The 21,570-nt window shown below is 67.5% G+C and carries 15 protein-coding genes; 9 read left to right on the top strand and 6 right to left on the bottom strand.

The window, feature by feature from the left end:
• The first annotated feature begins 298 nt into the window (after positions 1-298).
• The 4 genes from AC1RTO_RS12680 (at position 299) to AC1RTO_RS12695 (ending at position 6,621) form a co-directional block, all read left to right on the top strand.
• Positions 299-3,325, top strand: coding sequence for a TonB-dependent receptor (locus AC1RTO_RS12680; RefSeq protein ID WP_493161188.1), 3,027 nt, complete (start codon positions 299-301; stop codon positions 3,323-3,325).
• Between the two features lie 120 nt (positions 3,326-3,445).
• Positions 3,446-4,855 (top strand): glucoamylase family protein, encoded by a 1,410-nt coding sequence (locus AC1RTO_RS12685; RefSeq protein ID WP_493161189.1) that lies wholly within the window; start codon positions 3,446-3,448, stop codon positions 4,853-4,855.
• A gap of 68 nt (positions 4,856-4,923) precedes the next feature.
• Positions 4,924-6,120 (top strand): acetyl-CoA C-acyltransferase, encoded by a 1,197-nt coding sequence (locus AC1RTO_RS12690; protein WP_493161190.1) that lies wholly within the window; start codon positions 4,924-4,926, stop codon positions 6,118-6,120.
• A 120-nt stretch (positions 6,121-6,240) separates the two neighbouring features.
• Positions 6,241-6,621, top strand: a complete 381-nt coding sequence (locus AC1RTO_RS12695; RefSeq protein ID WP_493161191.1) for a hypothetical protein — start codon at positions 6,241-6,243, stop codon at positions 6,619-6,621.
• Here AC1RTO_RS12695 and AC1RTO_RS12700 read toward each other — a convergent pair.
• The 4 genes from AC1RTO_RS12700 to AC1RTO_RS12715 all read right to left on the bottom strand — a co-directional run bounded on the left by AC1RTO_RS12700 (position 6,578) and on the right by AC1RTO_RS12715 (position 11,576).
• Positions 6,578-7,939 (bottom strand): dihydrolipoamide acetyltransferase family protein, encoded by a 1,362-nt coding sequence (locus AC1RTO_RS12700; protein WP_493161192.1) that lies wholly within the window; start codon positions 7,937-7,939, stop codon positions 6,578-6,580. The two genes, AC1RTO_RS12695 and AC1RTO_RS12700, sit on opposite strands and share 44 nt — an antisense overlap.
• A gap of 1 nt (position 7,940) precedes the next feature.
• Positions 7,941-8,948 carry an alpha-ketoacid dehydrogenase subunit beta gene (locus AC1RTO_RS12705; RefSeq protein ID WP_493161215.1) on the bottom strand — a complete coding sequence of 336 codons (1,008 nt, stop codon included), beginning with the start codon at positions 8,946-8,948 and terminating at the stop codon, positions 7,941-7,943.
• Between the two features lie 175 nt (positions 8,949-9,123).
• Positions 9,124-10,413 carry a thiamine pyrophosphate-dependent enzyme gene (locus AC1RTO_RS12710; RefSeq protein ID WP_493161193.1) on the bottom strand — a complete coding sequence of 430 codons (1,290 nt, stop codon included), beginning with the start codon at positions 10,411-10,413 and terminating at the stop codon, positions 9,124-9,126.
• Positions 10,414-10,574: 161 nt separating this feature from the next.
• Complete coding sequence (locus tag AC1RTO_RS12715) at positions 10,575-11,576, bottom strand: fumarylacetoacetate hydrolase family protein (protein WP_493161194.1); 1,002 nt, start codon at positions 11,574-11,576, stop codon at positions 10,575-10,577.
• Between the two features lie 164 nt (positions 11,577-11,740).
• Here AC1RTO_RS12715 and AC1RTO_RS12720 point away from each other — a divergent pair, with 164 nt between their 5' ends.
• A complete protein-coding gene (locus AC1RTO_RS12720) occupies positions 11,741-12,895 on the top strand; it encodes an acyl-CoA dehydrogenase family protein (RefSeq protein WP_493161195.1) in 1,155 nt (384 codons plus the stop codon).
• 111 nt (positions 12,896-13,006) lie between these two features.
• Here AC1RTO_RS12720 and AC1RTO_RS12725 read toward each other — a convergent pair whose 3' ends face one another.
• Positions 13,007-16,609 (bottom strand): autotransporter domain-containing protein, encoded by a 3,603-nt coding sequence (locus tag AC1RTO_RS12725; RefSeq protein ID WP_493161196.1) that lies wholly within the window; start codon positions 16,607-16,609, stop codon positions 13,007-13,009.
• A gap of 388 nt (positions 16,610-16,997) precedes the next feature.
• Here AC1RTO_RS12725 and AC1RTO_RS12730 point away from each other — a divergent pair, with 388 nt between their 5' ends.
• Both AC1RTO_RS12730 and AC1RTO_RS12735 read left to right on the top strand, forming a co-directional pair.
• Positions 16,998-18,383: a DEAD/DEAH box helicase gene (locus AC1RTO_RS12730; RefSeq protein WP_294138218.1), complete on the top strand. Its 1,386-nt coding sequence runs from the start codon at positions 16,998-17,000 to the stop codon at positions 18,381-18,383.
• A gap of 116 nt (positions 18,384-18,499) precedes the next feature.
• Positions 18,500-18,766: a hypothetical protein gene (locus AC1RTO_RS12735; protein WP_293876605.1), complete on the top strand. Its 267-nt coding sequence runs from the start codon at positions 18,500-18,502 to the stop codon at positions 18,764-18,766.
• A gap of 8 nt (positions 18,767-18,774) precedes the next feature.
• Here the strand turns inward: AC1RTO_RS12735 and AC1RTO_RS12740 are convergent, their stop codons facing one another.
• Positions 18,775-19,440 (bottom strand): nitroreductase, encoded by a 666-nt coding sequence (locus tag AC1RTO_RS12740; RefSeq protein WP_493161197.1) that lies wholly within the window; start codon positions 19,438-19,440, stop codon positions 18,775-18,777.
• Positions 19,441-19,513: 73 nt separating this feature from the next.
• Between AC1RTO_RS12740 and AC1RTO_RS12745 the strand changes: the two genes are divergently transcribed.
• Together AC1RTO_RS12745 and AC1RTO_RS12750 are read left to right on the top strand one after the other, a co-directional pair.
• Positions 19,514-20,683, top strand: coding sequence for an acetyl-CoA C-acetyltransferase (locus AC1RTO_RS12745; protein ID WP_493161198.1), 1,170 nt, complete (start codon positions 19,514-19,516; stop codon positions 20,681-20,683).
• A 13-nt stretch (positions 20,684-20,696) separates the two neighbouring features.
• Positions 20,697-21,482: an SDR family oxidoreductase gene (locus AC1RTO_RS12750; RefSeq protein WP_493161199.1), complete on the top strand. Its 786-nt coding sequence runs from the start codon at positions 20,697-20,699 to the stop codon at positions 21,480-21,482.
• The last annotated feature ends 88 nt before the right edge of the window (positions 21,483-21,570 follow it).

Consider the following 21,570-nt stretch of genomic DNA (forward strand, 5'->3'; position numbering starts at 1 on the left):
GATTTGCAACAGACACGGAGGGAAACAATCCGCTTCGGAACCGTAACGTTCTTCCACCGCTTTACAATGGAACTGCCGGTGACGCCCTCCTAAGGGAGCCAGCCCGGCAGCAGAGAGGCGGCGAACCGCCCGAGGATAGCAGGGACGGAGTCGATGACTCCACCCGGGGAGGATGCCGGAAGGACTCTGGCGAGACCATTGTCCTTCGCATGGCCGAACAGCATCGGCCGCCGCACCATCCCCGGACGCGTGAGATCAGGAAGCACGGGCCATGGCGGCGCGGCGCAGGGGAAAAGACATGAAGACCACCATGATCGTGGCGCTCCGCGCCGCGCTGGCCACCACCACCATCCTCGGCGGGGTCGCGCTGACGACGCCCGCACATGCGCAGACGACGACCGCCAGCGTGCGCGGTCAGGTTCGCGGTGCCGATGGCGCGCCGATCAGCGGCGCGAGCGTCGTCGCGGTCAGCACCGGCACCAACCAGACGTTCCGCGCGACCAGCGATGCCGGCGGCAATTACTCGCTGCGCGGCCTGCGCCCGGGCGAATATCGCGTCACGATCACCGGCGCGGAGGGCGCGACGTTCGAGCGCGTCGTCGCGATCGGCATCGGCCAGTCCGCCTCGCTGGATGCGACGCTCGGCGCGGCGGCGCCGGCCGCGGGCACGGCGGACGCGGGCACCGAGACGACGACGGTCGCCGGCTCCACGGATACCAACGAAGGCGGCGACATCGTCGTTACCGGCAGCCGGCTGGTCGAGACGCGCACCAGCGAGGTCGCGACCAACGTCAGCCAGGCGCAGATCCGCACGCTGCCGCAGACCGACCGCAACTTCCTGAGCTTCGCCGCGCTCGCGCCGGGCGTACGCTACAACGACAGCGAGACGAACAAGGGCTTCCAGGCCGGTGCGTCGACCGCCAGTCAGGTCAACGTGTTCATCGACGGCGTCAGCCTGAAGAACAAGCTGCGCGAAGGCGGGGTCGCCGGCCAGCAGAATAGCCGCGGCAATCCGTTCGGCCAGCTCGCGGTGCAGGAATTCCGCGTCCTGACCCAGAATTACAAGGCCGAGTACGAACAGGCCGGCTCCGCGATCATCACCTCGGTGACCAAATCGGGCACCAACGAATTCCACGGCGAAGTATTCGGTCAATATACCGACCGCTCGCTCAGCGAGATTGGGTATTTTGACAGGCAGGATGGGAACGGCAAACCCGCGTTCAAGCGCAAGCAATATGGCGCCGCTCTGGGTGGTCCGATCATCAAGGACAAGTTGTTCTTCTTCGCGACCTATGAAGGCAACGATCAGGATCGCGCCTTCAACGTCAACCCGAGCCGCACCGCCGATGCCACTGCGATCAGCGAGTTCGAGCGCTTGTCCGGCCGCCGCCTGAACGAGTTCGAGGGATCGTTCGTCAGCCCGTTCCGCGGCGATTTCTACTTCGGCAAGCTGACGCTGACGCCGGATTCGAACCAGGTGTTCGACCTGTCGTACAGCCGCCGTTCGGAAACCGACATCCAGAATTTCGGCGGCACCGTCAGCTACGAAAACGCCGAGAACAAGCGCAATACGGTCGACACCTATCTGTTCAAATGGACCTATACCGGCAGCAGCTTCGTCAACGAATTCAACGTCAACTATCTGAATTATGCGTTCAATCCGGTGTCGATCAACCCGGATCTGCCGACGTTCGACTATGCCGGCGTCATCATCTTCGGCGGCAAGGATTCGACCCGGCGCGAAGTGCAGCAGAGCTACACGATCCGCGACGATCTGACCTATACCGGCTTCGACGGCCATGCGTTCAAGGTCGGCGCGCGCGTCGAGATCACCGACATCGAATTCACCAACAACGCCTATCTGCAACCGCGCTACACGTTCCAGCGGGCCGACAATGCCGGGACGCCCAACGATCCCACCGACGATCTGACCTTCGCCTTCCCCGCGGAGGCGCGCCTCGGCCTCGGCAACGGCCGCATCTTCGGCGCGAACACGCAGATCGGCCTGTACGCGCAGGACGACTGGGACGTCACCGACAAGCTGCAATTGAACGTCGGCGTACGCTGGGATTACGAAACCAACGCCAAGAACAACAATTTCGTGACGCCCTCGGGCGCCGCCGCGGCCCTGCGCTCGCTGCCGACGACCAGCTATTTCAATCCCGAAAACTACATCTCGACCGGCAAGAACCGCAAGCCGTTCGCCGGGGCGATCGCGCCGCGATTCGGCTTCTCGTACGACATCAACGACGACCAGCGCACGGTGATCTTCGGCGGCGCGGGCCGCTATTACGATCGGAACAACTTCAACAACACCGTCGACGAACTCAGCCGCACGATCAACCCGGTCGGGCTGTTCCGCTTCTCGCCCAACGGCACGCTGCGCAACGGCCAGCCGACGACGGCATGGAACAACCGCTACCTGACCCGCGATGGCCTGCTGTCGCTGCTCGCGAGCAATCCGGAAACCGGCCTGCCCGAGCTGCTGGCGACGCAGAACGATACGAAGGCACCGGTCAACGACCAGTTCTCGCTCGGCGTCCGGCAGAAGATCGGGATCTTCCAGGCTTCGGTCAGCGGATCGTACCAGCGCGGGCGCAACGGCTACACCTATCTGTTCGCGACGCGGAACAATGCGGGCCTCGGCACCTGTTGCGACAATACCGCGCTCGCCCGCATCCGCGGCTTCGGTTATTCGAACGTGCTGATCGGCTATGACGGGCTCGATACCCGCTACAAGGCGCTCTACGTCACGCTCGACAAGAATTACTCGCCGGCGTCGGGCTGGGGCGTCAACATCTCCTACACGCTCGGCAAGGGCGAGAAGAACGGCGGCGACCTGTTCAGCCTCGATGAGGTGACGCCGGATGCCTATGGCTGGCGTGCGTCGGTCGGCGACGAGCGGCACCGCGTCGTCGTGTCGGGCATCGTCGACCTGCCGCTCGGCTTCCAGTTCTCCACGCTGACGACGCTGGGCAGCGGCCAGGCGTACAACATCACCGACACGACCAACGGCAGCGCGCCGGGCCAGCGCGTCTTCACGACAGGCTATCCGGAAAAGAATTGCATCAAGGGGCTGTTCGCCTTCTGCGAAGTCAACGTGACGCTGGCCAAGCGGTTCGCCGTGTTCGGCAGCGAGGATCAGCTGGAGGCGGCGGTCGACGTGCTCAACGCCTTCAACAACAAGAACTTCACCGGCTTCGACGAGGGTATCAACCTGAGCGCGACGCCGCCCGACACGCTGAAGCCGGCGGATGCGTCGGGCGCGTCGAGCCTGCTGACGCTGCCGCGGCGGATCCAGTTCCGGCTGGGCTACCGGTTCTGATCCGGCACGGGCGGCGTCCGGTGGGGGCCGCCCATGTCAGAGTGCCTATGTCAGAGGATAGCGTCGCCGTTCCCGGCACGAACGGCGGTGGTGGTTTCGCGGATCCGCAAGAGGCGTTTCATGTTCGACAGACGACAGATCCTCGGTAGCGGCGGGCTGGCGCTCGCAGGGCTGGCCGGCGGGTGCGCGACGACGCCCCGCCCCTCGCCTGCAGCGGCGCCACGCGATCTCGTCCTCGATCTGCAGGAACGCAGCTTCCGCTTCTTCTGGGATACCACCGATCCTGCGACCGGCTGGGCGCCCGACCGCTGGCCGACGCCGAGCTTCTCGTCGATCGCGGCGGTCGGCTTTGCGCTCACCGCCTATCCGGTCGGCGTGGTCAACGGCTGGATCACCCGCGAGCAGGCGCGCGCGCGGACGCTGGCGACGCTGGAATGGTTCGCCGCCGCACCACAGGGGCCGGGCAGCGACGATGCCAGCGGCCACAAGGGGTTCTTCTATCACTTCCTCGGCGTCACCAAGGGGTTGCGCTTCGCCCGGGCCGAGCTGTCGACGATCGACACCGCGCTGCTGATCGCCGGCGTGCTGTTCGCCGGCACCTGGTTCGACGGCGACGATCCGGTCGAGGCGCGGATCCGCATGCTCGCCGACCGACTGTACGCCGCGGTCGACTGGACGTGGATCGTGCCGCGGCCGCCGTTCCTGTCGATGGGCTGGCACCCGGAAAGCGGGTTCATCCCGTCGGACTGGAATATCTACAACGAGGGGATGCTGATGTATCTGCTCGCCATCGCCTCGCCGACGCATCCGCTGCCGCCCGAAACCTGGGGCGCGCTGACGCAGCGGTTCGAGACGGCGTGGACGGATCGCTGGGGTGAGCCGTACCTCCATTATCCGCCGCTGTTCGTGCATCAATACAGCCACGTCTGGGTCGATTTCCGCGGCATCCAGGACCCCTTCATCAAGGGCAAGGGCATCGATTATTTCGAGAACAGCCGGCGGGCGGTGCGCAACCAGCGAGCCTATGGCATCGCCAATCCGGGCGGCTGGGCCGGATATGACAAGGATTGCTGGGGCTGGACCGCGTGTGACGGCCCGGGGGATTTCGCGCTGACGCTACGCGGGCAGCGCCGCCAGTTCTTCAGCTATTCGGAGCGCGGCCCCGGCACCCGCGACGACGGCACGATCGCGCCGACCGCGGCGGCGGGGTCGATCGCGTTCGAACCGGAACTCGCCACGACCTGCCTCCACACCATGCACCAGCGTTATGGCGAGGGCATCTACGATCGATACGGGTTCCTCGATTCGTTCAATCCGACGCTGACCGATCAAACGGCACCGCTGAAGCACGGCCGGATCGTCCCCGGCCTCGGCTGGGTCGACAAGGATTATCTCGGGATCGATCAGGGTCCGATCGTCGCGATGATCGAGAACCAGCGCACCGGGCTGATCTGGAAGACGATGCAGAAGAATCCGCACCTGCGTCGCGGGCTGGAACGCGCCGGCTTCCGCGGCGGCTGGCTGGGATAACCCCCCTTCCAAAGGGCGCGCCACCGGATTAGAGGATAGCCATACCCGATCCTCGAAAGGTTTGCCCGATGCGTGAAGCTGCGATCGTTTCCACCGCCCGGACCGCGATCGGCAAGGCCTATCGCGGCGCGTTCAACGCGACCGAGGCGCCGGTGCTCGCCGGCCATGTGATGAACGCGGCGGTCGAGCGCGCAGGCATCGATCCCGCCCGCATCGACGACATCTTCTGGGGCGTCGGCAACCAATGGGGGACGACCGGCGGCAATGCCGGCCGCATGGCGGTGTTCGCCGCCGGCCTGCCGCAGAGCGTGCCGGCGTTCACGCTCGACCGCAAATGCGGCTCGGGCCTGACGTCGGTCGCGCTGGCGGCGCGGACGATCATGTGCGGCGAGGCCGACGTGGCGCTCGCCGGCGGGATGGAATCGATCAGCCATACCGTCACCAAGGACGCGCCGCGCTACGTCAACCGGAGCGTCGTCGATCGCGAGCCCGCGGCGTACATCCCGATGATCGAGACGGCGGAGATCGTCGCCACCCGCTACGGCATCACGCGGGCCGCGCAGGACGCCTATGCGGCGGAGAGCCAGCAGCGCGCCGCCGCCGGGCTGGCACGCGGCGCCTTTGCCGAGGAGATCGTGCCGATCACCGTCGAGCGGGCGCTGTTCGACAAGGCAGGCAACCGCACCGGCAGCGAGACGATCACCGTCTCTGCCGACGAGGGCATCCGCGCCGGTACGACGGTGGAGGCGCTCGCCGGGCTGAAGACGGTGTGGGGCGGCGGCGAGTTCACCGGGCCGGGAACGAACGTCACCGCGGGCAACGCCAGCCAGTTGTCGGACGGCGCCTCGGCACAGCTGCTGATGGATCGCGCCACCGCGGAGGCGGAGGGCAAGCCGATCCTCGGCATCTATCGCGGCTTCCAGTCCGCCGGATGCGGGCCGGAGGAGATGGGCATCGGCCCGGTCTTCGCGGTGCCCAAGCTGCTCGATCGCGCCGGCCTGTCGGTGGCGGACATCGGCCTGTGGGAGCTGAACGAGGCCTTCGCCTCGCAATGCCTCTATTGCCGCGACACGCTCGGCATCGATCCGGAGACGTATAACGTCAACGGCGGCGCGATCGCGGTCGGCCATCCGTTCGGCATGACCGGCAGCCGGTTGATCGGCCATGCGCTGATCGAGGGGCGCAAGCGCGGCGTACGCTATGTCGTGGTGACGATGTGCACCGCGGGCGGCATGGGCGCGGCAGGGCTGTTCGAGATCGTCTGACCGGGCGGGGTCGCGACGCCGGGCGCGCTGCGGCCATTTCGGACATTGTTTACTCTCGTCGTGTAAGAGCCGCTGCCTATGCGGGGCGGCTCCTCTTCTTGCGCGATCATCGCGGCGGTCTTGCTGGCCGGTTCGGCGCCTGCCGCACCGGCCAGCGAACGCGACCGGATGTATGCGGCGAAGGGTGCGGAACAGCAGGCTTATTTCACCGCGCGGCTGGCGCGGCTGGCCGAGGCGATCGACCGGCACAAGCGGACCGGCGCCCTGCCCCGCGGCCCGGCGACCTTCATGCGGCAGGACCTTGACCGGGTCTGGTCGGAGATGGACAGGATCATCGCCCAGGACGGCCGGCTGCGGCCGCAGCAGCAGGCGAGTTGCGCGGCGATGCTGTCGCGCGTCGAACGCCGCCTGCTCCAGACCGACTTGCAGCGGCGGATGGGACCGATACCGCTGCGCGTCAGTCGGCGAAGAGCAGTACCGGGGTTTCGAGCTGCTTTTTGAGCGCCTGGACGTAGCTCGCCGCATCCCAGCCGTCGACGACGCGATGGTCGCAGCTGATCGACAGGTTCATCAGTTTGGCCCGCCGGATCTCGTCGCCGCGCCCGGTGAAGACCGGGCGTTCGACGATCTTGTTCGGGCCGATAATCGCGACTTCCGGCCGGTTGATGACCGGCGTCGTCGCGATGCCGCCGAGCGGCCCGAGCGAGGTAACGGTGATCGTGCCGTTGCCGAGTTCGTCAGGCTTCAGCTTGTTGGCGCGCGCCGCTTCGGCAAGGCGGGTAATCTCCGTCGCGAGCTGCCAGACGTTGCGGTCCTGCGCGTCGCGGATCACCGGCACGGTCAGGCCGGCGTCGGTCTGCGCCGCCATGCCGAGGTGGACGCGGCCCGAGCGCGTCACCACCCCCGCCTCGTCGTCGTAGCGCGCGTTGAGCATCGGGAAATCGGGCAAGGTCCGGCAGATCGCGACGATCAGCAGCGGTAGCATCGTCAGCTTGGGACGCGCGCCGCGATGGTCGTTGAGATCGGCCCGCATCGCCTCGAGCGCCGTCACGTCGATCTCGTCGACATAGGTGAAGTGCGGGATGTTGCGCTTCGACGCCGCCATGTTCTCGGCGATGCGGCGGCGCATGCCGATGACGCGGACCTGCTCGTCGGCGCGCGCGCGCGATGCGCCCGGGCCCTGATAGCCCTGCCCGGCATTGTAGCGCAGGAACGCGTCGAGGTCGGCATGACGGACGCGATCGGCGTCGGTCCTGACCTGTGCGAGGTCGATACCGAGGTCGCGCGCGCGGGCGCGGACCGCCGGGGATGCGAGGACATGCGGCTGCGAAGGCACCCTGTCCTCCGTTCGCCCCGCGCCGGTCGCAGGGACGTCCGTCTTGGGCGCGGCGCGTGCCTCGACAGGCTCGGCACGAGCGGGGGATGGGTCGGCGCTCTCGCCCGATCGCGCCGGGGTAGTCGAACCGGCGCTGCCGGCCTCTTCGACCCCCGGATTCTCCGCCTCATATTGTTCGGCAACTTCCGCCTGTTCGGACGAGGGCGGCGCGGCGACCGCTTCGGCCTCGCCCTCGCCCGCATCCTCCGTCTCGATCACCACCAGCGCAGCGCCGATCGCGACCTGGTCGCCGACTTCGCCGGCGAGTTCGACCACCGTTCCGGCGACCGGCGATTCCATCTCGACGGTGGCCTTGTCGGTCATCATGTCGGCGATGTTCTGGTCTTCCTCGACCCGGTCGCCGACGGCGACGTGCCAGGCGACGATCTCGGCCTCGGCGATGCCTTCGCCGATGTCCGGCAGCTTGAAGGTGAAGCGGCCCATCCTATGCGTCCTTCATGATCTTCTTGAGCGCCTGTCCGATGCGGACCGGCCCCGGGAAATAGGCCCATTCCAGGCTGTGCGGGTAGGGCGTGTCATAGCCGGTGACGCGCTCGATCGGCGCCTCGAGGTGGTAGAAGCAGCGCTCCTGCACCAGTGCCGACAGCTCCGCGCCGAAGCCGGACGTGCGCGTCGCCTCATGGACGATCATGCAGCGGCCGGTCTTCTTCACCGATGCCTCGATCGTCTCGATATCGAGCGGCACCAAAGTGCGCAGGTCGACGATCTCCGCGTCGACATTGTGTTCGGCCATCACCGCGGTGCAGACGTGGACCATCGTGCCGTAGCACAGGACGGTCAGCGCCTCGCCCTCGCGGACCACCGCCGCCTTGCCGAGCGGGACCTTGTAATAGCCGGTCGGCACCGCGCCGCCGGGATGCTTCGACCAGTTTTCGGCCGGCTTGTCCCAATAGCCGTTGAACGGGCCGTTATAGATGCGCTTGGGTTCGAAGAAGAGGACGGGGTCGTTGTCTTCGATCGCCGAGATCAGCAGCCCCTTGGCGTCATAGGGCGTTGCCGGGATCACCGTCTTGATGCCGGAGACGTGGGTGAAGATCCCCTCCGGCGACTGGCTGTGCGTCTGGCCGCCGAAGATGCCGCCGCCGAACGGCGAGCGCACCGTCATCGGGCTGATGAACTCGCCCGCCGAACGATAGCGCAGCCGCGCCGCTTCGGACACGAGCTGGTCGAGCGCGGGATAGATATAGTCGGCGAACTGGATTTCCGGCACCGGGCGCAGGCCATAGGCGCCCATGCCGATCGCGACGCCGATGATGCCGGTTTCGGTGATCGGCGTGTCGAAGACGCGGGTCTTGCCGTATTTCGCCTGCAACCCCGCGGTCGCGCGAAAGACGCCGCCGAAGTAACCGACGTCCTCGCCCATCACCAGCACGTCCGGGTCGCGCCCCATGCAGATGTCGAGCGCGGAATTGATCGCCTGGATCATGTTCATGCGGGTGGTGCCGGTGTCGGCCGCCGCTTCGGGCTGAATAGCGATGTCGGTCATACAAACACCCTCGTCATCCCCGCGCGGGCGGGGATCCGGACGCGCAGGTCAGGGACGGAGCCGCCAGCGTCGCGGCTATCGATCCCCGCCTGCGCGGGGATGGCGAACGTCGGGGGGCGCATCACAATTTCCGCGCCCATGGCCGGCCGCTCGCCTCTTCTTCCGCCATCATCTGCGCCTGCTGTTCGCGCAGATGCCACGGCATCTCCTCGAACACGCCGTCGAACAGCGTATCTAGCGGCTGGTGCAGGCCGTGGCCGAGGATGCCGTTCTTCTCGGCCTCCTTCTGCTCGGCACGGACATATTCGGCGAGCTCCTTGTCCTGCGCGGCGTGGCGCGCCTCGTCCCATTCGCCGATGGTGATGAGGTGGTGCTTCAGCCGCGCGATCGGATCGCCGAGCGGCCATGCCGTCGGCTCGCCCGCGCTGCGATATTGCGAGGGATCGTCGGAGGTCGAATGCCCCTCCGCCCGATAGGTGAAATGCTCGATCAGCGTCGGCCCGGCATTGGTGCGCGCACGCTCCGCCGCCCACAGGGTCGCGGCATAGACGGCGAGCGCGTCGTTGCCGTCGACGCGCAGGCCGGCGATGCCATAGCCGATCGCGCGCGCCGCGAAGGTCGTCGCCTCCGCGCCGGCGAAGCCCGAGAAGCTGGAGATCGCCCATTGGTTGTTGACGACGTTGAAGATCACCGGCGCGCGATAGACCGCGGCGAAGGTGCAGGCGGAGTGGAAGTCGCCCTCCGCGGTCGATCCCTCGCCGCACCAGGTCGCGGCGATGCGGGTGTCGCCCTTCGCCGCCGATGCCATCGCCCAGCCGACCGCCTGCGGATATTGGGTGGTGAGATTGCCCGAAATCGAGAAGAAGCCGTGATCGCGCGCCGAATACATGATCGGCAGCTGCTTGCCCTGCAGCTTGTCGCCACGGTTCGAGTAGATCTGGTTCATCATCTCGACCAGCGGATAGCCGCGCGCGATCAGCAGGCCCTGCTGGCGATAGGAGGGGAAGCACATGTCCTCGAAATCGAGCGCCTGCGCCGCCGCGACCGCGACCGCCTCCTCGCCCGTCGCCTTCATGTAGAAGCTGGTCTTGCCCTGCCGCTGCGCGCGGAACATGCGCTCGTCGAAGGCGCGGAGCAGCGCCATGTTGCGCAGCATTTTGCGCAAGGCGTCGGGGGAGAGCTTCGGATCCCACGGGCCGACCGCCTGCCCGTCCTCGTCGAGGACGCGGACCATCGTATAGGCGAGGTCGATGAAATCATGCGCGGAGTCCGCCGTGTCCGGCCGCCGTGCCGCGCCCGCGGGGGGCACGTCGACCGCGGCGAAGTCGACGGCGTCGCCGGGCCGGAACTTGGGTTCCGGCACATGCAGCGTCAGCGGCTGCAAATTGGCGCGAGGATGCTCGCTGGCCACTCTTCTCTCCTCTGCGTCCGGCGAGAGTCGCCGGCGGTGTTGTTTGATCCTGTTGCGCCGTTGTAATTAAATTTCAAGCGTGATTTGTGCGTGCAGGGACGTACCGAGTGGAACGCAGGATGTGCAGCGATGCGCCTCCCCGATGCGGGGAGGCGTGCGCGTCACGCCACCGTCTGTTCGATCACGCCGAAGATCGGATGGTGGCGGTCGTCCTCCGCCCAGATCCGCACCGTATCGCCCTTCTTGAGGAACGGCGTCACCGGCTTGCCGCCGGCGATCGTTTCGATCGTGCGGATCTCGGCGAGGCAGGAATAGCCGACGCCGCCCTGTTCGATCGTCTTCCCCGGCCCGCCGTCCGGCCCGCGATTGGAGACTGTTCCCGACCCGACGATCGTCCCCGCCCCCAGCCGCCGCGTCTTCGCCGCATGAGCGACCAGCGTCCCGAAATCGAAGGTCATGTCCTCGCCCGCCTCGGCGCGTCCGAACGGCTTGCCGTTGAGGTCGACCATCAGCCGGCGGTGCAGCTTGCCGTCGCGCCACCAGTCGCCGAGCGCATCGGGGGTGACGAAGACCGGCGAAAAGGCGCTGGCCGGCTTCGACTGGAAGAAGCCGAAGCCCTTGGCGAGCTCGCCCGGGATGAGGTTGCGCAGGGACACGTCGTTGGTCAGGCCGACCAGCCGCACCCCTGCCAGCGCCTCGTCGCGGCTCGCGCCCATGGCGACGTCGCCGGTGACGACCACCACCTCCGCCTCGAGGTCGCAGCCCCAGGCTTCGTCGGCGAGCGGAATCGGATCGCGGGGCGCGAGAAAGCCGTCGGAGCCGCCCTGGTACATCAGCGGATCGTGCCAGAACGTTTCGGGCATCTCCGCGCTGCGTGCCTGCCGCACCAGCGCGACATGGTTCACATAGGCTGATCCGTCCGCCCATTGATAGGCGCGCGGCAAGGGCGACGCGGCGTCATGCTCGTGAAACCGTTCGCGCGGGATCACCGCATGGTCGAGGTCGGTGGCAAGGTTGCGGAGATCGGGCAGCAGCCGGTCCCAATCGTCCAGTGCCGCCTGCAACGTCGGCGCGATATGGCCCGCATCGGCATACCAGGCGAGATCGTTGGAGACGACGACGAGCTTGCCGTCGCGTCCATGCTTCAGGCTGGCGAGTTTCATGCGGGCATCCTCTTTGTCGTTGGACCGACTGTGTATCGGCTCCGTCGGGCGCGTGCACCGGAAAAAAGTTACAGCGGTTACGATCGCGTCCATAACATTTGTTATTTTGCACTTGACGGACGTCGGCGCGGATCGCAGCCTCGCCGGCAAAACGGGAGAGAGGCATGACGCTCGACGACGTCGCGGGACGCTCCGCATATCACGAGGATCACGAGGCATTCCGCCAGACGGTGCGCAGCTTCCTGCGCAAGGAGGGCGTTCCGAACGTTACCGAGTGGGAGGCGAACCGGCTGGTCCCGCCAAGCTTCTGGCGGCAGGCGGGCGAGGTCGGCATGCTCTGCCCGACCGTGCCGGAGGCCTATGGCGGCCTCGGCCTCGACTTCGGCTACAATGCGATCGTCAACGAGGAACTGACCTACAACGGCGTGCCGGCGGGGTTCACGCTGCAATCGGACATCGTCGTCGGCTATCTGGAGCATTACGGATCGGAGGAGCAGAAGCGCCACTGGCTGCCGCGGATGGTGTCCGGCGAGACGATCAGCGCGATCGCGATGACCGAGCCCGGCACCGGCAGCGACCTTCAGGCGATCCGCACCACCGCCAGGCGCGACGGCAACCATTATGTGGTCAACGGCAGCAAGACCTATATCACCAACGGCCAGAACGCCGATCTGGTGCTGGTCGTCGCCAAGACCGATCCGACGGCGCAGCCCGCCTACAAGGGCATGTCGATCATCCTGGTCGAGGCGGACCGCGAGGGGTTCCGCCGCGGACGCAAGCTCGACAAGATCGGGCAGGAGGCGGCGGACACGTCCGAACTGTTCTTCGACGACGTGCGCGTGCCGATCACCCATTGCCTCGGCGAAGAGGGCAAGGGCTTCGTCTATCTGATGAGCCAGCTGCCGCAGGAACGGCTGTCGATCGCGGTCGGCGCGCAGGCCTCGTCGCAGAAGGCGTTCGACGAGACGGTCGCCTTCACCAAGGATCGCAAGGCGTTCGCGGGCGTCGTCTTCGATTTCCAGAACACGCGTTTCGTGCTCGCCGGGCTGGCGGCGAAGCTGCAGGTCGGCTGGGCGCACCTCGACTGGGCGATCCGCCGCCATCTCGATGGCCAGCTGACCAACGAGGAGGGCGCCGCGGCGAAGCTGTGGCACACCGAGTTGCAATGGGAGGTGATGGACGCCTGCCTGCAGCTGCACGGCGGCGCGGGCTATATGAACGAATATCCGATCGCACGCGCGTGGCGGGCCGCCCGGGTGAGCCGCATCTATGGCGGGACGAACGAGATCATGAAGGAAGTGATCGGGCGCAAGCTGTAGCTTTTGCCCGCATGCCATGACCTGCGACGATCGATCGCAGGGGTTGGGAAATGACGAGGGCCGCCCCTCCCGATGGGAAGGGCGGCCCTGCCTTTTAACCGATGATGCAGATCAGAACTTGAACTTGATCGCGCCGCGATACGCCTGGTTGCGTACGTCCTTGCGCTCGACGGTCGTGTCGGCGCTGACCGACAGTTCGAGCATCCCGGTGGAATAGGACAGGCCCGCGGCGATCTCGCCCCAATTCTGGTCCTGGCTGCTCAACCGGAAGCCCGCCGGGGCCGTACCGCCGAAGAAATTGGCGGTGAAGACGCCCGGCTGATCCTTGAAGTCATGGACGAAATAGGCCGAGGCGAAGGGCTTGAGCGTCTGACCGCCGGCGATCTGCAGACCGGCACGGCCCTGAACGCTGTTGAGGTCGTACTTGCCGAAGCGCAACGCCCCGTCGCCACCCGTCTCCAGCGTCGGCGTGAAGCCGATGTGGTTGACGCGACCGGCGACGCGCGGCCCGATCTGGAAACCGCCCACGTCGAACATCTGCGCGAGGCCGACCTCCGCCGACACCGCCAGCGCATTGTCGCGGCTGCGCAACGTCGAGGTGGTGTTGGCGATCGCCACCGTCCGGCGCGTGCTCGCCTGGAACACGCCGCCGCCGATCTGCGCGTCGAGCACCTGTCCGGTCAGGCTCTGCGCCTTGGCGAACAACGTACCCTGGAACAGCTCGCCACGCGCGCTCTGCGCCACGCCGCCGGTCGTCCCGTCGAGCTTGGTATAGCCGAAGCCGAAACCGACCACGCCGCTGTCGCCGACCTTCGCTTCGATGCCGCTGACGACGTAGAAGCCGTCGAAATTGTCCCTTCCACCGAAGGGGCGGGCATCGCGAAGGCTGCGGCTGTCGCCGTCGACATAGCCGCCGGCGATGAAGACGTTGACGTTCTCCGGCAGCACGCCCTCGCGCACCGTCGTCGAGGTCGTGTCGCTCGCCGTCGCCTGGGTCGTCGGCAGGTCGCTCGCCATCAGCGAGGCGAACTGCAGCGGCTGGCCGGTCATGGTCAGCGTGCCGCCCGGCGTCTCGGCGGGGTCGATCCCGGCGAGATGCTGGCGATAGAAGCGCGACATGTTCTCGGTCGCGACCGTCCCCATGCCGTACTTGAGCGGCGTGGTCCGCGGCGCAAGCCCCTCCAGCGTCGACTGGATCGTCGCCGCATTCTGGATGTCGAGCGTGCCGTACAGTCCCGACAGCGCATTGTAGTTGCTGGCGCGGTTGCGATCGAGCAGCCCGGCGAAGGCGGTCTGGATCGGCGTGTTCGCGACGACGCTGGCATAGGTGCCGGCGACGATGCGCGCCTGTACCGCATTCGCCGAATAGACGAACTGCGGGGTCAGGATCGCCGAGAGCGGGCTCGCCGTCTGGAAGGCGCCGGTGATGCCCCCCGCCGCGGTGACGATCGTGTAGACGTCGTTGAAGCGGATCGTATGCCCCGCGACCGGCGCGAAGCCGACCCGGCCGCCGACATTGGCGATGCCGTCGGTGGTGCCGTTGCGCACCACCGCGACACGGTCCGAGGTGCCGTTCGGCCCGACATCGACCAGCAGCGTCCCCGCCGAGGCGAGGATGAGGTTGCCGCCGACGGTGAGCGTACCGATCGTTCCCGCCGTCCCCGGCGCGATCATGCCCGACACGTTGGTGAAGAACGGTGCGTTGAAGCGGCCCGAACCGGTGATCGTGCCACCGAGGTTCATGTAATCGCCGCGGCTGGTGACGATGCCGTTGTTCTCGACGACGCCGGTGACCTGCGTGATGCCCATCAGGCTGGTCAGCGAGCCGGTCGAGGTCACCGCGAGCTTCGCCGTGCTGCCTGCGACGGTGAAGCGATCGATCGTCACCGCGGTGTTGAGCGTGGTGGTGCCCGCCGCCGTCAGCGATACGTCGTAATAGCGTGCCGCCGTCCGGGTGACGCGGTTGGGATCGACGTTGTTCGGCACGAAATTCGTCGCGCCGGGCAGGCCGTTGGCCAGCGTCGGTGCCGGCGTCGCCACGACGGCGGCCGGGGTCGCTTCACCGGCCTGCGCGACATTCTCGCCACCGGTCAGCAGCTCGGTTCCGACCTTCGTCGGCTGGCTGGCGTTCACCGCGGCGGTGCCGAGCGTGGCGCCGTCGCTCGTCGGGGTCGTGCCGGTGCCGGGCACCGGCTGGCCGTTCACATATTCGATGCCGGTCCTGATATCGACGCAGTCGCTCAGCGTCGCGCTTTCGAAGCAGACCTTGCCGAACTTGTTGGCATCGCCCGCGATTCCGGCACCGGTCGTGGTCGGAACGCCATTCGCGAGCTGGCCGTTGACGACGACCTGATAATTGGGATCGAGCGCCGTGACCCAGCGCGATGCGTCGGTCCACAGGCCGTCACCCGCCTTGGTCTGCGCATAGCGATACGGGTTGTTGGCGACGACATAGTCCCAGAACAGATAGAGCGGCTGGTAGAAGCTCTCCGTCCCGTACGAACCGAACGGCTGCGCGCCGTAGAAGCGGCTGCCGCCCGAAAGCACGCCGATCACGACCTGCTTGGCGAAGGCACGATCGAGGATCAGCGGACCACCCGAATCGCCGCCCGCCGTGGTGCCTTCGTTGGGAAGCGCATTGTCCTTGAACAGGTTGAAGTCATACGGGCTCTTGGCCGTCGTGCCGCGGCGCGGATCGTCCATGTCGAGCTGGTACAGGTTCTGCGGCAGCGTGCCGTTCGTCCCGAAGATGAAGGCGTCGCGGTCGTTGAACGAGCCGAGGATGCCGATCGTGTTCTCGGCGATGCGGCGGCGGTAATCCACCGCCAGCGTGTCGCCGGTGGTCGTCGTCGCGGTGCCGCTGCGGCCATAGCCGGTGATCGTCACGTGATAGCCGGTGCCGGTCGTGTCGCTGATCGTCGCGGGCGCAGGCAGCGCCGAGAACAGCAGCGCCCAGGTCGGCACGTTGGCGGCGGGCGTGTCGAGCGTCGCGATCGCGACGTCGGCCTGCAGGAAGTTCTGCGCGAGGCCGAGCTTCAGCGAGTCGGCGTTGTAGACGACCTGGTTGACGTTGTAGAGGAAGTTGGCGGTGTTGGTTTTGAACTGATCGGGGTTGGCCGCGCCGCCGGTGACGGTCGGCAGATACCATCCGCGCACCGCGGGCAGGTTGTTCGCCTGAAAACCGAAGGCGATCGGAATGCCGCCGCCGGCCGAACCATATTGCCACGGGTCCTGCGCACCGGTGCCGGCACTGTTCTCGTTCACGCAATGCGCCGCGAAGATCACGGTGCGGGGGTTGATGAGCGTGCCGGTGCAGATGCCGATGCCGTCGGCATAGGCGATCGTCATGTTGCCGACGCCGTTGACGCTGGTGCCGAGGTCGAGCGAGGTCGTCGAGGTGCCGGGCTGGCGGATGACGATGTTCGGCTCGTTCTCGAGCGACGACAGCGGCAGCGCGCGATTCTGCTCGACCATTGCGTCGAGCTTGGCGAGCGGGGTCAGCGTCGCGCCGTGCGCGATGTCCTCGGCGAAGGTCGGCCGCTCGGAGAGAGCGATCGTGTCCAGACCGGAAAGCGGCAGACGCGCGCCCGACTGCGCGATGTTTTCGACACCGGTCGGCGCGCTCTGCGCCTGTGCGGCGGTCGGCAGCGCGATGAGCGCGGTCGATGCAAGAAGCGCGCGACGCGCGACGCCACGGAATACGTTCCCAGACATGATGATTTCAGACCCCTGTACTTCCGGCCGCTCTCCCGCGCGGCCTGGATATTCGGGAGCGTATCGGCGGGACTATCCAAGTCAAGACGGGATCATCCCGATCGGACGATGCGACCATTTTGGGTGAGACTGTAGACTGGAGGCCACACATCCGCCGCCGGACGTGCCGCCTTGACTTTTGCCGCAGCGCAGCGCACATGGCGCTGCATCGAGGCGTCATGCAGCGTGAACGGGTCGGCTTCGTGCCAACCCCGGCTCCGCCTCGGTCGATATGCTCAGGGCTTCCCTATTCACGCGGGGTGTCATTTTCCCCGCCCCCTGCGAGCCGTTTCCTTGTCACCAGGGATTCCGGCGCGCGGGTCAGGCCCGTTTTGAAGGTTATCATTCCATGTCATTCGCAAACCTCGGCCTTGCCGATCCCCTGGTCCGTGCGCTCGAAGCCAAGGGCTATACCACCCCCACCCCGATCCAGGCGCAGTCGATCCCGATCCTGCTCGAAGGCGGCGACCTGCTCGGCATCGCGCAGACCGGCACCGGCAAGACCGCGGCGTTCGTGCTGCCGTCGATCCAGCGCCTGACCGAGGCGAGCAAGCGTGTGCTGCCGACGCATTGCCGCATGCTGGTGCTCGCGCCGACGCGCGAGCTTGCCAGCCAGATCGCCGACAATGCGCGCGGCTACGGCCAGTTCAGCAAGCTGTCGGTCGCGACCGTGTTCGGCGGCACCAGCATCAACAAGAACCGGCAGGACCTGAGCCGCGGCGTCGACATCCTCGTCGCCACGCCGGGCCGCCTGATCGACCTGGTCGAGCAGGGCATGTGCAACCTGTCGATGATCGAGATCCTCGTGCTCGACGAAGCCGACCAGATGATGGACCTGGGCTTCATCCATGCGCTCAAGAAGATCGTCCGCATGATCCCGCGCAAGCGCCAGACGCTGTTCTTCTCGGCGACGATGCCGGTCGCGATCCGCGAGCTGGCCAACCAGTTCCTGCACGAGCCGAAGACGGTGTCGGTCGTCCCCGCATCGACCACCGCCGAGCGCGTCGACCAGTATGTCACCTTCGTCAACCAGTCGGAAAAGCAGGCGCTGCTGACGATCGTGTTGCAGGACCCGTCGATCAACCGCGCGCTGGTGTTCACCCGCACTAAGCATGGCGCCGACCGCGTCGTGAAGCTGCTCGCCGGCAACGGCATTCCGGCGAACGCGATCCATGGCAACAAGAGCCAGGGCCAGCGCGAGCGGGCGCTGGGCGAATTCAAGGACGGCAAGACCAAGGTGCTGGTCGCGACCGATATCGCGGCGCGCGGTATCGACGTGTCGGGCGTCAGCCACGTCATCAATTTCGAACTGCCCAACGTGGCGGAGCAATACGTCCACCGCATCGGCCGTACCGCGCGTGCGGGGGCGAGCGGCATCGCCGTCGCCTTCTGCGCGGATGACGAGCGTCCGTACCTGAAGGACATCGAGAAGCTGACCCGCCAGAAGGTCGCGGTGCGGCCGCTGCCCGACAATTTCCAGGGCCTGTCGAACGAGATCAAGGCGACCCGCGTCAAGGCGATCGGTGCCGACCCCGCGCCGCGTGCCGACCTGCCGCGCGGCCAGCGCCAGCCGGCGCGCCCGCGCGCCACGCATGCGCCGACCGCGACCCGCAACTATGCCAACGCCAGCCGTGGCGGTGCGCGCGGCGGCAGCGGCGGCGGTTCGGGTGGCGGCCGTGGCGGTCGCTCGGGCGGCGGCGGCGGTCGCGGCCAGGGTGCCGGCGCGACGCGCTGACCCTTTCCGTTTCGCGGTGACGAACGGCCCGGTGAGCGATGCTCGCCGGGCCGTTTGCCGTTGGGGATGGCACCGGACGCGGCGTTCAGGCATTCTTCCATGAAAGGAGAGCCTTCATGGACGTATCCACCACCCCGCTTCCCGAACGCATCGCCCGCGTGCTCGCCGGGCAACGGATCAGCGCCAATGCCGGCGGCGATTGCGAGAGCGCCGGCGAGCAGGTGGACAGCGCCTGGCGCGACTATCTCGCCGATGCGCGCGCGGTGCTGCGGACGCTGCGCGAACCCGACCAGAAGATGGCGGCGGCGGGCGATCCGGCGATCTGGGAACGGATGGTGCTGGCGGCGATCGAGGAATCGAAACCGGTGACGGTGGTGCTGTAGGGCGGCGCCTACGCCACCACGCTGAGCCACTCCGCCGTATCCGCCCGGCCGGCGCGCAGCGCGTTGGCGGGTGCGGCGACGTCCTCGAACCCGATCGCCACGCCGCAGAACAGCATCCGCTCCGCCGGCAAGGCGAGCAGGCGCCCGACCGTCTCCGGATACATCGCCCAGCATTCCTGCGGACAGGTCGCCAGCCCGGCGTCGACCGCGAGCAGCATTAGCGTCTGCAGATACATGCCGAGGTCGGACCATTGCGGCGGCCCCATGCCGCGATCGACCGTACAGAAAAAGGCGGCCGGTGCGCCGAAGAAGCGGAAGTTGTCGGCGAACCAGCGCCGCCGCGCGTCACGATCCGCGCGTGGGATGCCGAGATGGCCGTACAGCGCCTCGCCGACGTCCGAGCGCCGCGTGCGATAGGGATCGTCGAGCGCGGGCGGATAGACCGGATAGGCCGGGGTCTCCGTCTCGCCCCGCGCGAGCTTCGCCGCCATGTCCGCCTTCAACCGCGCCATCGCGTCACCGGCGACGATATGCACGTGCCACGGCTGCAGGTTGCCGCCCGACGGCGCCCGCGCCGCCGCCGTGGCCAGTTCGTGGAGGACGCTGATGTCCACCGGCGTATCGAGGAACCCACGCACCGATCGCCGCGCCGCTATCGCCTGTCGCACCTGCATCCCGATCCCCTTGCACTCGCCCCCGGATTAGGCGACACAGCATCGCAATAACAAGAGTTATGGAGAGGAAGCGATGGCGGAAGCCTATATCGTCGAGGCGGTGCGGACTGCCGGCGGCCGGCGTGGTGGACGGTTGGCGGGGTGGCATCCGGCGGACATGGCGGCCGCGGTGCTCGATGCGGTCGTCGGGCGCAGCGGCATCGATCCGGCGGCGGTCGAGGACGTCATCATGGGCTGCGTCAGCCAGGGCGGCGAACAGAGCTTTCAGGTCGGGCGCGGCGCGGTGCTGGCCTCGACCTTGCCGACCAGCGTGCCGGCGGTGACGATCGACCGGCAATGCGGATCGAGCCAGCAGGCGATCCAGTTCGCCGCGCAGGCGGTGATGAGCGGCACGCAGGACGTGGTGATCGCCGCCGGCGTCGAGAGCATGACGCGCGTGCCGATGGGATCGACCGGCGCGCTGTTCGCGCAGGCGGGGCTCGGCCGGGCGAAGAGCCCGCGGCAGGAGGCGCGCTTTCCGGACGTGCAGTTCAGCCAGTTCATGGGCGCGGAGATGATCGCGCGCAAATACGGCTTCGATCGCGCCGCGCTCGATGCCTATGCGCTGGAGAGCCATCGCCGCGCCGCCGCCGCGACGCAGGCGGGCGCCTTCGCGGACGAGATCGTCGCGCTGGAGGTGGAGACGCCGGACGGAATGGTGCTGCACGACACCGACGAGGGCATCCGCTACGACGCGAGCGCGGAGACGATCGGTGCGGTGAAGCTGTTGCAGGAGGGCGGGACGGTGACCGCCGCCAATGCCAGCCAGATCTGCGACGGGTCGAGCGCGGTGCTGGTGGTCAGCGAGGCGGCGCTCAAGGCGCACGGGCTGACGCCGCTGGCACGCATCCTCAATCTGACCGTCACCGGCGGCGATCCGGTCATCATGCTGGAAGAGCCGCTGTTCGCGACCGACAAGGCGTTGCGCCGTGCGGGCATGCGGATCGCGGACATCGACCTGTACGAGGTCAACGAGGCGTTCGCGCCGGTGCCGCTCGCCTGGTTGCAGCATGTCGGCGGCGATCCCGACCGGCTGAACGTCAACGGCGGTGCGATCGCGCTCGGCCATCCGCTCGGCGCGAGCGGCACCAAGCTGATGGCGACGCTGGTCCATGCGCTGCACGCGCGCGGCGCGCGCTATGGGTTGCAGACGATGTGCGAGGGCGGCGGGATCGCCAATGTGACGATCGTCGAGCGGCTGTGAGAGGGAAAGAGCTATGACCATCATCACCGACACCACTGCCGCGGTCGTCACCGGCGGCGCCTCCGGGCTCGGCGCCGCCACCGCGCGGGCGCTCGCCGCCAAGGGCGCGAAGGTCGCGATCTTCGACCTGCAGCGCGAGAAGGGCGAGGTGCTGGCGGCCGAGATCGGCGGCCTGTTCTGCGCGGTCGACGTCACCAGCGACGAGAGCGTCGATGCGGGCTTCGCCCGCGCACGCGAGGCGCATGGCCAGGAATCGGTGCTGGTCTGCTGCGCCGGCACCGGCAATGCGGTGAAGACCGCCAGCCGGTCCAAGGAGGACGGCAGCGTCCGGCATTTCCCGCTGGAGGCGTTCAACTGGCTGGTCCAGATCAACCTCGTCGGCACGTTCCGCTGCGTCGCCAAATCGGCGGCGGGGATGCTGACGCTGGCGCCGGGCGACCATGGCGAACGCGGCGCGATCGTGATGACCGCCAGCGTCGCCGCGGAGGACGGCCAGATCGGCCAGGCGGCCTATTCGGCGTCGAAGGGCGGCGTCGTCGGCATGACGCTGCCGATCGCGCGCGACCTGATGGGGGAAGGCATCCGGATCAACACGATCCTGCCCGGCATCTTCGACACGCCGCTGTTGCAGGGCGCACCGCAGCCGGTGAAGGATGCGCTCGCCGCCAGCGTGCCGTTTCCCAATCGGCTCGGCGATCCGGCGGAATATGCGCACCTCGCGCTGACGCTGATCGAGAACGGCTATTTCAACGGCGAGGATATCCGGCTGGACGGCGGCATCCGGATGGCGCCGCGCTAGGGCCGATCGACATTCAGCCCTGACGGCCTGCAAACGGCGGTTTCGCGTGCTTCCGGTGCTCACGTACCGTTAGTACGCTGCGCTCCGG

The organism is Sphingomonas sp. GW821-FHT10F09, from assembly GCF_058809195.1.